Source organism: Streptomyces sp. NPDC002788 (assembly GCF_053592115.1).
Map to the genome: position 1 here is coordinate 39,964 of NZ_JBSFVB010000019.1, position 12,095 is coordinate 52,058.

Sequence of the window (12,095 nt, forward strand, 5' to 3'; positions counted from 1 at the left end):
GCCGCCCGCCGCCCCCACCACCGGCCGGTCGGCTGCCGCTGGTGCTGCTGCTGCTGCTGCACACCACAACTGCCGTCGAGGGCCCAGGCCACCGTCGGCAGCCGATCACCGGCGCCGGCGAAGACGGCCGGTCACTGGTGCCCCGCCCGCCCCGCCGCCACCGCCGGTCTGTCGGCTCTGTCGCCCCCCGGCCCCCGGCCGCCGACCGCCGCCCGCCGTCAGCGGCCGCCGGCCGACCCCGTCAACAGCAGCGCCCCTGCCGGCAGTCCTCCCGGTGGGACCGGTTGAGCACCGCTGCCAGTTCCCGCACGTACCAGCGCACCGCCCGCGCCCAGCGCACCGCCCTCATGGACGGGCCCCCACCAGGGGCTCGTCCGGCACGTCGAGGCGGGACTCGACGTACGGCGCCTCGGTGACCGGCATCGAACCCGGGGCTCGGATCGCCCGCACGCAGACCACCGCCGCGTTGCCGATCACGACGGCGACGAGCAGCAGGAACAGGGCGATCAGCACGCCGTCGACCGTGGAGTTGGTGACCACCGTGTGCATGTCGCCGAGGTTCTTGGCGGGCGGCAGGACCTGGCCGGCGTCGAGGGCGTCGGCGTACCGGGCTCGCTGGGCGAAGAAGCCGATCTTCGGGTCGGCGGAGAAGATCTTCTGCCAGCCCGCGGTGAAGGTGATCGCGACGACCCAGGCGAGCGGGACGCCCGTGACCCAGGCCCACCGCAGCCGACCGGACTTGATCAGGATCGTGGTGCAGACGGCCAGGGCGATCGCGGCGAGGAGCTGATTGGCGATGCCGAAGAGCGGGAAGAGCTGGTTGATCCCGCCCAGCGGATCGGTGGCGCCGGTGTAGAGGAAGTAGCCCCAGGCCGCCACGACGAGCGCGCTGCACAGCCAGATGCCCGGCTTCCAGTTGACCCGGCCGACCGGCTTCCACACGTTGCCGAGCATGTCCTGGAGCATGAAGCGGCCGACCCGGGTGCCGGCATCCACGGTGGTCAGGATGAACAGCGCCTCGAACATGATCGCGAAGTGGTACCAGAAGGCCTTCATCCCGGCACCGCCGAAGACCCCGGAGAAAATTTCCGACATGCCGACGGCCAGGGTCGGCGCTCCGCCGGAGCGGGCGATCAGGGTCTGCTCCTCCACGGCCTTGGCCGCCTGGGTGAGCTGCTCGGGGGTGATGGTGAAGCCGAGTCCGGCGACGGCGTGGGCGGCGGACTCGGCCGTCGTGCCGAGGAGGGCCGCCGGGGCGTTCATGGCGTAGTAGAGGCCCGGCTCCAGAGTCGCCGCGGCGATCAGCGCCATGATCGCCACGAACGACTCCATCAGCATGGCGCCGTAGCCGATCATCCGGACCTGGGACTCCTTCCGGATCAGCTTCGGGGTGGTCCCCGAGGAGACCAGGGCGTGGAACCCGGACAGCGCGCCGCAGGCGATGGTGATGAACAGGAAGGGGAACAGCGCCCCGGCGAAGACGGGCCCGGCCCCCGTGGAGGCGAAGACGCTCACCGCGTCCGCGCGCATGACGGGTGCGGCGACGACCACGCCGACCGCGAGCAGGGCGATGGTGCCGATCTTCATGAAGGTGGAGAGGTAGTCGCGCGGCGCGAGCAGCATCCACACCGGCAGGACGGAGGCGACGAACCCGTAGCCGACCAGGCAGAACACGAGGGTCGTGGGGCTGAGGGTGAAGGCGGACGCCAGCGAGGACTCCTGGATCCAGCTGCCGCCGACGATGGCGAGCAGCAGCAGGACGACGCCGATCAGGCTCGTCTCGACGACCCGGCCGGGGCGGATGACGTGCAGCCAGAAGCCCATGAACAGGGCGATGGGGATGGTCATGGCGACGGAGAAGGTGCCCCAGGGGCTGTGGGCGAGGGCGTTGACGACGACCAGGGCGAGCACGCCCAGCAGGATGATCATGATGGCGAACACGGCGATCAGGGCGGCGGCCCCGCCCACCCGGCCGATCTCGTCGCGGGCCATCTGCCCGAGCGAGGTGCCGTCCCGCCGCATCGACAGGAACAGCACGACCATGTCCTGCACCGCGCCCGCGAAGATCACCCCCGCCACGATCCACAAGGTCCCGGGCAGGTAGCCCATCTGGGCCGCGAGCACCGGGCCCACCAGCGGCCCGGCGCCGGCGATCGCGGCGAAGTGGTGGCCGAGCAGCACCCGGCGGTCGGTGGGATGGAAGTCGACGCCGTCCTCGAGGCGTTCGGCGGGCGTGGCCCGGCGGTCGTCCGGCCGCAGGACGCGGCGGGCGATGAACCGGGAGTAGAAGCGGTAGGCGATGGCGTACGAGCCGAGCGCGGCGATCACCAGCCAGACCGCGGAGATCCGCTCGCCGCGTGCCAGGGCGAGCACACCCCAGGCGACCGCGCCGAGCAGGGAGACGGCCGCCCACAGCAGAATGGATCGAATGCGGGACTTTTCCGGCACTTCGCGGCCGGATTCGGGCAGGACTGATGTGGGCATGGCGGCTCCTCGCCTCAACAGGTGTGCGAAAACAGGGGTGCGGATCGAGCACAGGGAGTGCGGATCAGCGATGTCGGTCCGTCAGCGCGTACGCGGCGAGCAGGCACAGGCCGCAGCCCGGTACCCACGCGAGCTGGTACCAGTAGAAGAACGGCGTCCCCGCGAGCCGCGGACCGGCACCGGCGTACAGCGGGACCCACAGCAACCCGGCCGCGGGTGCGAGCAGCAGCAGGGCGACGGCGACGCGCCGTAGCCGGGGATGTCCGGTGCGTGCCATGACCTGCCCTCCTCTCCCACTCGCTGTCGGTCTGTGCAAGAGTTGCGCTCCCGCCGGATGTGGTTGACACGGCGTTCCAGAAAGATTTCCCGCCGGTTTCCTGTCCTCCGGACGGGCCGCCCGCGCAACTCTCGCGCGAGGGCACAGGCACACCAAGGACGGTGACCCATGGCTGACGGCGCCATGACCGCGACGTTCCTCGCCGTGATCGGCGGGGCGTCGCTGCTCGCCGTCACCGCGCGGCGGCTGCGCCCGGTCGACCGGCTGCCCTCCCTGGAGGGCTGGGCGCTGGCCGACCGCGGCCTCGGCCCGGGCTGGACCTGGCTGCTGCTCGGCGGCACGATCTTCACCGCGTACACCTTCACCGCCGTACCGGGGCTGGCGTACGCAAACGGCGCGCCGGCCTTCTTCGCGGTGCCGTACACGGTGATCGTCTGCCCGCTCGCCTTCGTGCTGCTGAGCAGGCTGGGGAGCGTGGCCCGGCGGCACGGGTACATCACCGCCGCCGACTTCGTGCGGGGCCGCTACGGGTCGCCGCCGCTGGCCCTGATGGTCGCGCTGACCGGGATCCTGGCGACGATGCCGTACCTGGCGCTGCAACTGCTGGGCATACGGGCGGTGCTGACGGCCGGGGGCGTGTATCCGCGAGGTGCGGCCGGGGACCTGGTGCTGGTCGCGCTGTTCGCGGGGCTCGCGGTGGCCACCTACCGGCACGGGCTGCGGGCACCGGCGGTCATCTCGGCGCTGAAGGCCGTGGCCGTTTTCGTGTCGCTGACCGCGGTGACCTGGCTGGTGCTGGAGCGGTTCGGCGGCCCGGGGCCGGTCTTCGACGGCGCGGCGCAGCGGCTGGGCGGCCCGGCGCTGCTGCTGTCGCCCGCGCAGCAGCCGGCCTACGCCACCCTCGCCCTCGGCTCCGCCCTGGCCCTGCTGATGTACCCGCATGTGCTCACCGCCGGGTTCGCCGCCGACGGGCCGCGCACCCTGCGCAGGGTCGCGGTGGCGCTGCCTGCCTGGACCGGGCTGCTCGCCCTGTTCGGGTTCCTCGGCATCGCCGCTCTCGCGGCGGGGGTGCGGGCGCCGCGCGGCGGTGCCGAGGCAGCGGTGCCGATGCTGGTCGACCGGCTGATGCCGGCGCCGCTGGCCGGGCTGGTGTTCGCCGCGATCGCCGTCGGCGCGCTCGTCCCGGCGGCGGTGATGTCGATCGCCGCGGCCACGAGCTTCGTGCGCAACGTGTACGTCGAGTACGTCCATCCGACGGCCACGCCCAAGCGGCAGGTGCGCATCGCCAAGGCGGTGTCGCTCACCGCGAAGGTGGGGGCCGTGGCGTTCGTGTTCGGGCTGCGCGATCAAGACGCCGTCAATCTCCAGCTGCTCGGCGGCGTGTGGATCCTGCAGATCTTCCCGGCCGTCGCGGTCGGGCTGTTCACCGGGTGGCTGCACCCGCGGGCGCTGCTCGCCGGGTGGGCCGTGGGCATGGCGTCGGGGACATACCTGGTGGTCCGCGAGGGGTTCTCCTCGATCGTGCCGCTCGGCACCGGCGCCGCACCGCTGGAGATCTACGCCGGGCTCGCCGCCCTGCTGCTCAATCTGACCGTCGCGGTGGCCGGCACCGCGGCGCTGTCACGCCTCGGCGTCCCGCGCGGCGCCGACGCGACCGACCTGCCGTCCCGCCTGACCGTCCGGCGACGCCCGGAGACGGGAGCGAACAACCCGTGAGACGCAGACAGAACCCCACCCTGCCGCCCCTACCGGCACCGGCACCGGCACCGGCACCGGCCGAACCGCTCGCTCCGCCGGCCGGCGACGTCGCCGACCCCGAGCGGGAGGCCGGTGTGGCCCACCTCTTCGAGCTGCACTACTCCTCGATGCTGCGGCTCGCCGTGCTGCTCGGCGCCGACGACCCGGAGAACGTGGTGGCCGAGGCGTACTACCAGATCTACCGCAAGTGGCGGCGCCTGCGGGACGCGGCCGCGGCGGAGGCCTATCTGCGTTCCACGGTCTGCAATCTGACACGCATGCGGATACGGCACCTCCAGGTCGCCCGCAGACATGAGGAGAAACCGCCGGACGAGACGGTCGCCTCCGCCGAGCACGCCGCGTTGCTGCGCGACGACCAGCGCGTGCTGATCGACGCGCTCCAGCAACTGCCGCCCCGGCAGCGCGAAGCGCTGGTGCTGCGGCACTGGCTCGGCCTCAAGGAGAGCGAGATAGCCGCCGCGATGGGCATATCCGGCGGCTCCGTCAAGACGCACACGGCGCGCGGCATCGCCGCCCTGACCCAGGCGATGGAGGCCCGGCGATGACGGATCGAGATGCGACTTCGTCGCGTGGCACCACTCCGGACCGGACCGGCCGCGGCCGCACCGAACAGGAACTGCGCGAGGCGCTTCAGGCACTGGCGGGCGGGGTGCTGCCCGACCCCGACGCGTACCGCACGGCACGCGGCGCGTGGCTGCGGCGCGAACGCCGGCGGCGGCTGGTGCTCGCCGTGCTGACCGCCGTCGTCTTCACGTTGGCCGTACTGATCGGCCTGTGGGTGCTCAACCAGGCCCCGTCGGACCCGGGTGTGGTCTTCTCGGGCACCGGCGTACCGGTCGCCGAAGACATGTCACTCCCCCGGACCCTGCCCTGATTGGCGGGCCTACTTGCCGGGAACCCGCACTCCGTGCACCCCCGTATCGAGGACTACGCGCTCATCGGCGACGAACAGACCGCTGCCCTGGTCGGCACGGACGGATCCGTCGACTGGCTGTGCCTGCCCCGCTTCGACTCCGCCGCCTGCTTCGCCAAGCTGCTGGGTGACGAGGACAACGGCTACTGGCGCATCGCCCCCGTGGGGGCGGACCGGTGCACCCGGCGCGCCTACCGCCCCGACACCCTCGTCCTGGACACCGAGTGGGAGGCCGAGCGGGGGTCGGTGCGGGTCACCGACCTGATGCCGCAGCGCGACCGGGCACCCGACCTCGTCCGGATCGTCGAGGGTCTCGACGGCGAGGTGACGCTCCACAGCGTCCTCAAGCTGCGCTTCGACTACGGCTCGATCGTCCCGTGGGTGCGCAAGGTCGACGGCCAGCGCGTGGCCGTGGCCGGACCGGACTCGACGTGGCTGCGCAGCGAGCCGGAGGTGCGCAGCTGGGGCGAGGACTTCGGCACGCACGCTGAGTTCACGGTCAGGAAGGGCGAGAAGGTCGCGTTCGTCCTGACCTGGCACCCCTCCCACGAGCTGCGCCCGCCGCTCGTCGACCCGTTCGAAGCCCTGCGCAACAGCGTCGAGGACTGGCAGGCCTGGGCCTCGCGCTGCCGCTACGACGGACCGTACCGGGACGCCGTCGTCCGCTCCCTGATCACGCTCAAGGCGCTCACCTACGCCCCGACCGGCGGCATCGTCGCCGCTGCCACGACGTCCCTGCCCGAGGAACTCGGCGGGGTGCGCAACTGGGACTACCGCTACTGCTGGCTGCGCGACTCCACCCTCACCCTGGGCGCGCTGCTCGCGGCGGGCTACCAGGAGGAGGCCGAGGCCTGGCGGAACTGGCTGCTGCGCGCTGTCGCGGGCGACCCGGCCGACCTGCAGATCATGTACGGCCTGGCGGGTGAGCGACGGCTGCCCGAGTTCGAGCTGCCCTGGCTGTCGGGCTTCGCCGGGTCCGCGCCCGTACGCATCGGCAACGACGCCGTGAAGCAGCTTCAGCTGGACGTCTACGGCGAGGTCATGGACTCCCTGTCGCTGGCCCGCGAGTCGGGCCTGTCGGCGCAGCCGGACGTGTGGGCGCTCCAGACCGCCCTGATGGACTTCCTGCGGACCCACTGGCAGCAGCCGGACGAGGGCTTGTGGGAGGTGCGCGGCGGTCGGCGCCAGTTCGTGCACTCGAAGGTGATGGTGTGGGTGGCCGCCGACCGCGCCGTAGGCACCCTGGAGCGCCATCCGGAGCTGGACGGCGACCTGGACGGCTGGCGGGCACTGCGCGACGAGGTGCACCGCGAGGTGTGCGAGAAGGGCTACGACGCCGAACGCAACACCTTCACGCAGTCCTACGGCTCCCGCGAACTGGACGCCGCCCTGCTGCTCATCCCCCGCGTCGGTTTCCTGCCGCCTGACGACCCCCGGGTGATCGGCACGATCGACGCGGTCCGCGAGGAGCTGGACCACGGCGGCTTCCTGCACCGCTACAGCACCGACGGCTCGGATCTCAGGGAACTCGACGGGCTGCCCGGCAGCGAGGGCACGTTCCTGGTGTGCTCGTTCTGGCTCGCCGACGCCCTGCACATGACGGGCCGTACGAAGGAGGCCCGCGAGCTGTTCGAGCGGCTGGTGGGGCTGGCCAACGACGTCGGCCTGCTGTCCGAGGAGTTCGACCCGGTGTCCGGCCGCCAGCTCGGCAACGTCCCGCAGGCCTTCAGCCACATCGGCCTGGTGAACACCGCCCTCGCCCTGTTCGGGGAGAACGGTGCAGGATAGGGGCCATGGATCTTGGACTGAAGGACCGGGTGTACGTCGTCACCGGAGCCACGCGGGGTCTGGGCCACGCCACCGCGCGTGAGCTCCTCGCGGACGGCGCGAAGGTGGTCGTCTCGGGGCGGGACGAGGAGAGCGTCGCCGACGCGGCGGCCGCACTGGGGCCGAACGCGGTCGGGTTGGCGGTAGACAACGCCGACCCCGAGGCGCCGGCCCGGCTGATCGGGGCCGCACGGGAGCACTTCGGGCGTTTCGACGGTGTCCTCGTCAGCGTGGGCGGGCCGCCGGCCGGGTTCGTCGCGGACAACACGGACGAGCAGTGGCAGGCGGCGTTCGAGTCGGTGTTCCTCGGTGCGGTGCGGCTGGCCCGCGCCGCAGCGGCCGAGTTGGAGGCCGGGGGTGTCATCGGGTTCGTGCTGTCCGGGTCGGTGTACGAGCCGATTCCGGGGCTGACCATCTCGAACGGGCTGCGGCCGGGGCTGGCGGGATTCGCCAAGTCGCTGTCCGACGAGCTCGGGCCGCGAGGGGTCCGGGTGGTCGGTGTGCTGCCCGGGCGGATCGACACGGACCGGGTGCGTCAGCTGGACGCGCTGTCGGCGGATCCCGAGGCGACGAGGACGGCTTCGGAGTCGCAGATTCCGCTGCGGCGGTACGGGGCGCCCGATGAGTTCGGGCGGGTGGCCGCGTTCCTGCTGTCGCCGGCTGCTTCCTATCTGACCGGGGTCATGGTGCCGGTGGACGGTGGGTCCCGGCACGGGTTCTGACGGCGGGTGTGCGGTGGGTCGTGCGGGCGGTTCCCTGCGCCTCTCGGGCCGGTCAGCTCACCCTCTCCGCGCGGCGCTTGACCCCCCTCAGCCGTACCTCCGCCGGAAGTGACGCCAGACCGGCCGACGTTCTGGCGTGGGTCAGTGCGCCGGTCGTGAGGTCGCGCAGAACTGTTCCGGGATCCACGTGCGGCTCCAGCGCGAGGCGTACGCGGGCCTCCGGAGCGCTGTGGCGGCCCGTCAGATCGACCTGGGCGCGGTCCACGCCCTCGATGTGGGCCGCCTCCTGCGTGAGGACGTTCTCCAGGGCCCGGCCGCGCACGAGTGCGCCCTCGCCGTCGCCGGTGTCGACGAGGACTTCGGCGAGGCGGCGCCGGCGGAGTACCGCGACCAGCCACCACAGGGCGAGCAGCAGCAGGACCGCGAGGGCGGCGATGACGGCCGGCCACCACCAGCCGTCCTCGCGCCAGCGGGTGCGTTCGGCGGTGCTGAGCAGTACGTCGTGCCGGTCGTGGTGGATCCACCACGAGGGCGCCGGCGCGCCGAGGCCGACGGCCAGGACGGAGCCGCCCAGCACCAGCAGGACCAGGCCGACGAGCCCTAGGAACACGCGGTTGACGGTCCTGAGCACCGCCTTCACCCCTTCCGGCCGGGCCGCCGGACGCGCACCGACAGCGAAGGGGGACGTGACAGTCCCAGTCCGCTGACCGCGTCCGCCAGCACGGCGTCCAGATCGGTTCGTACGTCGTCCGTTTCCCGGAAGTGCGACGCGGCACGGACGTCCGCACGTCGCCGGCGCATCCGCACCCGTACCGACTGCACGCCGGCCACTTCCATGGCCCGGTCGCGCAGGGCGGTCGCGGCCGCTTCCCGGTGCAGTCCGGCGCGTACGTCGGCCTGCGTGCGCCGCATCGGGAGCACGCCCCGCAGGCCCGGCGTGAGGGCCAGGATCAGCAGCCACAGCCCGAGGGCGGCGGCCACCCCGGCCCCGACGAGCACCCAGGCGTCGTCGAGGGGCCGTTCGGCGAGCTGCCGGGCCAGCTCCCGGCGCCAGTACATGCCGGGCCGGCCTGCGCGCACCGAGACGATGTCGTACAGGAACAGCCCGGCGAGACCCAGGAGCAGCAACGCGACGACGCCGGCGGGGATGCGGCGGGCCGACCAGAAGCGTCCTGCGCGGCCGGCCTCGCCATCGGGGGCGGGCGGCTGCCCGGGCTCGGGCGGCGACGCGGAGGGGGCGAGCCCGGTGCCGGCGTCCGGTTCGTCGAGGATGGGCAACCGTCGTGTGCCGCCGTCGGAGGGCTCCGTGCCCTGGGGTTCGCTCACCGCGTCCTCCCGTGTACCGCGTCGGGCCCGGCCTCCAGGTGCAGCCGCTCCACGTGGACGACGACCTCCGGCACCCGCATTCCCGTCAAGGAACCCACCCGCTCCACGACTTGGCGGCGCACGCGGTGGCAGCGCCCGCCGATGTCACAGGGGTAGCCGAGTTCGACGTGGACCCGGACGTGGGCGGCCTCGTGGTGGACGACGACCGTGGCGGACGGCCGTCCGGCGTCCGCCGGCAGTGTCCCGACGGCCTCACGGGCCGCCTGCGAGGCGATCTTCGCGACGACCCGGTCGGCGATGCGGGTTCCGCCGCGCTCGCCCGGCGGGACGACACCCAGGGGTCTGTCGAGCTCACCGGGCCCCGCGCTCATCGGCTCACCGCCGCCGTTCACGGGTGCGGAAGAAGTCGCCGAGTTCCAGGTCCCCCTCCAGGAACCGGCCGACGGCGAAGCCGACGGCGCCCAGTGCCGCCACCAGCAGGAAGGCGCCGAATCCGCCGAAATATCCGGCGAAGGCCAGCGCCATGCCGACGATCATGCCGACCACGGCCATGCTCATGCGCTCCTCAGCTCCTCAGCTCCGCAGCCGATGTGTGGTCCGTCGCCTCTGTGCCTCACTGGATGCGGCGCTCCGGTTCCTCTTCCTCTTCGTCCGGCAGCTTCACGTCGCTCACCGCGATGTTGACCTCGACGACCTCGAGGCCGGTCATCCGCTCGACTGCGGTGATGACGTTCTCCCGCACGTCCCGGGCGACATCGGCGATCGACACGCCGTACTCGACGACGATCTCCAGGTCGAGGGCCGCCTGTACCTCGCCGACCTCGACCTTCACGCCGCGCGACACCGACTTGGCGCCACCGGGCACGCGGTCGCGCACTGCTCCGAAGGTGCGGGACAGGCCGCTGCCCATGGCGTGCACGCCGTCCACGTCGCGGGCGGCGAGTCCGGCGATCTTCTCCACGACGCCGTCCGCGATGGTGGTCCGGCCCCGAGAGCCGGCGTCTCCCCCGCTGTGCTTGGCCAACGGGCTCCGGTGTGCCGACGAAGTCTCGGTCTCCCCGCCCCGGTTCTCGGTCATGTCAGTCATCGCCGTACGTCCTTTTCGTCGTCCTTCGACCACCGTAAGCACGGTTGCGCGATAACGCGCCTCTGATGCGGCAGGCTGGAGGAATGACGGCCGACCGGTGGACGCAGGCAGTGAGAGATCAGCTGAGCCTCGGCAGGCTTCTGCCCCTGGGCGATGCGCGGGACGGCGCCTGGATCGCGGAGCGGGCAGCCGAGGCGGTGCTGGCGCGTGCGGCGCGGGACGCGCCGGGTGTACGCCTCGGCACAATGCGGGTCGCGCTCGCCGATCCGGAGGACACGCGGGAGCCTGCCGTGCCGGCTCCGCCGAGTGCGCTGCCGCCCGGACCCTTGCGGGTGGTGGCGGAGTTCGCGGCGACGGCGTCGCAGCCCCTCCCGGCGACGGCGTCCCTGCTGCGGGCCACGCTGGCCACCGCCGCGACGGAGCGGCTCGGCCTGACGGTGTCGGAGGTGGACCTGCGGGTGACGGGGCTGCTGGACGAGGAGACGCAAGGGGCGCCGGAGGTACGTCTCCCCGAACCGCCGCGGGCCGCGCGGGCCGAGAGCGGCGACGAGGGCCGTGTCGCCGCCGAGACGCTGAAGGTCCCGGGTGTGCTCCACCTGACCGGCACACTGGGCCACCCGGTGCACATCGAGGAACTCCCGGGCGAGGCCGCGCTGACGCACCGCCACGTCCGGCTGGAAGTGGCGGTGGCCGCGGACCACCGGACCCGTGACGTGGCCCGCGCGGTCCGCTCGGCGGTCAGGAGGGTCCTGCCGGACCATCCGACGGTGGCGGTCGTGGTGAGCGCGATCGGCTGATCGCGCCCGGCGCCCTCAGTCGCCGACGCCGGCGAGGTCCCGCAGCCTCCGTGCCTGGGCCTGGCGTTCCGCGCTGCGCTGCTCCTCGTACGTGCGGTCCTGGGCGCCGCGCAGCAGGGCCTTGGTTTCGATGACCGCGTCGCGGGGCGCGGCGAGGACGGCCGCGGCCAGGTCGCGGACCGTGCCGTCGAGTTCGTCGGCGGGTACGGCGACGTTGGCCAGCCCCGTGCTCACGGCCTCGTCGGCCGTGACGAAGCGCCCGGTCGCGCAGATCTCCAGCGCGCGGGCGTATCCGACGAGGCCGACCAGCGGGTGCGTGCCCGTCAGGTCGGGCACGAGTCCGAGGCTGGTCTCGCGCATGGCGAACTGCACGTCGTCGGCGACGACGCGCAGGTCGCATGCGAGGGCGAGCTGGAAGCCCGCCCCGATGGCATGCCCCTGGACAGCGGCGACGGAGACGATGTCGCTGCGCCGCCACCAGGTGAACGCCTCCTGGTACTCGGCGATGGTCGCGTCCAGCTCGGCGTCGCCGCCCCGGGCGAGGTCGACGAACGACGGTTCGCCGTCGAAGCCCTCGGGCGTGAACGCCTGCCGGTCGAGCCCGGCCGAGAAGGACTTGCCCTCGGCCCGCAGCACCACGACGCGGACGGAACCCGGCAGCTGCCGCCCGGCCTCGGTCAGCGCCCGCCACAGAGCGGGGCTCTGCGCGTTGCGCTTGGCCGGGTTGGTCAGCGTCACCGTGGCGATCGCGTCGTCGACGGTGAGCCGTACGCCGTCCTTGTCGAGTACGGGAACGAGGTCCCTGTCGGGCGAAGCCATGGGACGCCTCCGATGTGTGCGGTCGTCTTCCGCGCCGTACGACGGCTTCCCGCCGTAGCACGGCACAGCTAAGTGACTGCACAGT

At 72.8% G+C, this 12,095-nt stretch carries 14 protein-coding genes; 6 read left to right on the forward strand and 8 right to left on the reverse strand.

Annotation, left to right across the window (positions count from 1 at the left end; translation table 11 throughout):
- Positions 1–345: 345 nt before the first annotated feature.
- Together ACWD1U_RS30010 and ACWD1U_RS30015 are read right to left on the reverse strand one after the other, a co-directional pair.
- Positions 346–2,484, reverse strand: a complete 2,139-nt coding sequence (locus ACWD1U_RS30010; protein WP_451112207.1) for a carbon starvation CstA family protein — start codon at positions 2,482–2,484, stop codon at positions 346–348.
- Positions 2,485–2,548: 64 nt separating this feature from the next.
- Complete coding sequence (locus ACWD1U_RS30015) at positions 2,549–2,761, reverse strand: DUF3311 domain-containing protein (RefSeq protein WP_086852193.1); 213 nt, start codon at positions 2,759–2,761, stop codon at positions 2,549–2,551.
- 168 nt (positions 2,762–2,929) lie between these two features.
- Between ACWD1U_RS30015 and ACWD1U_RS30020 the strand changes: the two genes are divergently transcribed.
- From ACWD1U_RS30020 to ACWD1U_RS30040, 5 genes are read left to right on the forward strand one after another with little or no spacing between them, the layout of a single operon-like run.
- A complete protein-coding gene (locus ACWD1U_RS30020; RefSeq protein WP_451112209.1) occupies positions 2,930–4,477 on the forward strand; it encodes a sodium:solute symporter family protein in 1,548 nt (515 codons plus the stop codon).
- Positions 4,474–5,064, forward strand: coding sequence for a sigma-70 family RNA polymerase sigma factor (locus tag ACWD1U_RS30025; RefSeq protein WP_451112211.1), 591 nt, complete (start codon positions 4,474–4,476; stop codon positions 5,062–5,064). The genes ACWD1U_RS30020 and ACWD1U_RS30025 overlap by 4 nt, the downstream gene beginning before the upstream one ends.
- Positions 5,061–5,393: a hypothetical protein gene (locus ACWD1U_RS30030; RefSeq protein WP_451112213.1), complete on the forward strand. Its 333-nt coding sequence runs from the start codon at positions 5,061–5,063 to the stop codon at positions 5,391–5,393. Before ACWD1U_RS30025 ends, ACWD1U_RS30030 begins: the two co-directional genes overlap by 4 nt.
- A 33-nt stretch (positions 5,394–5,426) precedes the next feature.
- Positions 5,427–7,220: a glycoside hydrolase family 15 protein gene (locus ACWD1U_RS30035; RefSeq protein ID WP_451112215.1), complete on the forward strand. Its 1,794-nt coding sequence runs from the start codon at positions 5,427–5,429 to the stop codon at positions 7,218–7,220.
- A 5-nt stretch (positions 7,221–7,225) separates the two neighbouring features.
- Positions 7,226–7,981 carry an SDR family oxidoreductase gene (locus tag ACWD1U_RS30040; protein ID WP_451112217.1) on the forward strand — a complete coding sequence of 252 codons (756 nt, stop codon included), beginning with the start codon at positions 7,226–7,228 and terminating at the stop codon, positions 7,979–7,981.
- A 52-nt stretch (positions 7,982–8,033) separates the two neighbouring features.
- On the opposite strand, the gene amaP is transcribed toward ACWD1U_RS30040, so the two are convergent.
- The 5 genes from amaP to ACWD1U_RS30065 are packed head-to-tail and all read right to left on the reverse strand — an operon-like array spanning position 8,034 to position 10,394.
- Positions 8,034–8,621: an alkaline shock response membrane anchor protein AmaP gene (gene amaP / locus ACWD1U_RS30045; protein WP_451112219.1), complete on the reverse strand. Its 588-nt coding sequence runs from the start codon at positions 8,619–8,621 to the stop codon at positions 8,034–8,036.
- Positions 8,618–9,307 carry a DUF6286 domain-containing protein gene (locus ACWD1U_RS30050; protein WP_451112220.1) on the reverse strand — a complete coding sequence of 230 codons (690 nt, stop codon included), beginning with the start codon at positions 9,305–9,307 and terminating at the stop codon, positions 8,618–8,620. The genes amaP and ACWD1U_RS30050 overlap by 4 nt, the downstream gene beginning before the upstream one ends.
- A complete protein-coding gene (locus ACWD1U_RS30055; RefSeq protein WP_451112222.1) occupies positions 9,304–9,678 on the reverse strand; it encodes an Asp23/Gls24 family envelope stress response protein in 375 nt (124 codons plus the stop codon). The genes ACWD1U_RS30050 and ACWD1U_RS30055 overlap by 4 nt, the downstream gene beginning before the upstream one ends.
- 4 nt (positions 9,679–9,682) lie before the next feature.
- Positions 9,683–9,865, reverse strand: coding sequence for a hypothetical protein (locus tag ACWD1U_RS30060; protein WP_451112224.1), 183 nt, complete (start codon positions 9,863–9,865; stop codon positions 9,683–9,685).
- Between the two features lie 55 nt (positions 9,866–9,920).
- Positions 9,921–10,394, reverse strand: coding sequence for an Asp23/Gls24 family envelope stress response protein (locus ACWD1U_RS30065; protein ID WP_451112226.1), 474 nt, complete (start codon positions 10,392–10,394; stop codon positions 9,921–9,923).
- 83 nt (positions 10,395–10,477) lie between these two features.
- Between ACWD1U_RS30065 and ACWD1U_RS30070 the strand changes: the two genes are divergently transcribed.
- Positions 10,478–11,191: a nucleopolyhedrovirus P10 family protein gene (locus ACWD1U_RS30070; protein ID WP_451112228.1), complete on the forward strand. Its 714-nt coding sequence runs from the start codon at positions 10,478–10,480 to the stop codon at positions 11,189–11,191.
- Positions 11,192–11,206: 15 nt separating this feature from the next.
- Here ACWD1U_RS30070 and ACWD1U_RS30075 read toward each other — a convergent pair whose 3' ends face one another.
- Positions 11,207–12,010 carry an enoyl-CoA hydratase/isomerase family protein gene (locus ACWD1U_RS30075; RefSeq protein WP_451112230.1) on the reverse strand — a complete coding sequence of 268 codons (804 nt, stop codon included), beginning with the start codon at positions 12,008–12,010 and terminating at the stop codon, positions 11,207–11,209.
- Positions 12,011–12,095: the final 85 nt, after the last annotated feature.

Coding starts and splice junctions, on each gene's coding strand:
- ACWD1U_RS30010 (WP_451112207.1), bottom strand. CDS start 2,484: ATGCCCACATCAGTCCTGCCCGAATCCGGCCGCGAAGTGCCGGAAAAG.
- ACWD1U_RS30015 (WP_086852193.1), bottom strand. CDS start 2,761: ATGGCACGCACCGGACATCCCCGGCTACGGCGCGTCGCCGTCGCCCTG.
- ACWD1U_RS30020 (WP_451112209.1), top strand. CDS start 2,930: ATGGCTGACGGCGCCATGACCGCGACGTTCCTCGCCGTGATCGGCGGG.
- ACWD1U_RS30030 (WP_451112213.1), top strand. CDS start 5,061: ATGACGGATCGAGATGCGACTTCGTCGCGTGGCACCACTCCGGACCGG.
- ACWD1U_RS30040 (WP_451112217.1), top strand. CDS start 7,226: ATGGATCTTGGACTGAAGGACCGGGTGTACGTCGTCACCGGAGCCACG.
- ACWD1U_RS30055 (WP_451112222.1), bottom strand. CDS start 9,678: ATGAGCGCGGGGCCCGGTGAGCTCGACAGACCCCTGGGTGTCGTCCCG.
- ACWD1U_RS30060 (WP_451112224.1), bottom strand. CDS start 9,865: ATGAGCATGGCCGTGGTCGGCATGATCGTCGGCATGGCGCTGGCCTTC.
- ACWD1U_RS30065 (WP_451112226.1), bottom strand. CDS start 10,394: ATGACTGACATGACCGAGAACCGGGGCGGGGAGACCGAGACTTCGTCG.
- ACWD1U_RS30070 (WP_451112228.1), top strand. CDS start 10,478: ATGACGGCCGACCGGTGGACGCAGGCAGTGAGAGATCAGCTGAGCCTC.
- ACWD1U_RS30075 (WP_451112230.1), bottom strand. CDS start 12,010: ATGGCTTCGCCCGACAGGGACCTCGTTCCCGTACTCGACAAGGACGGC.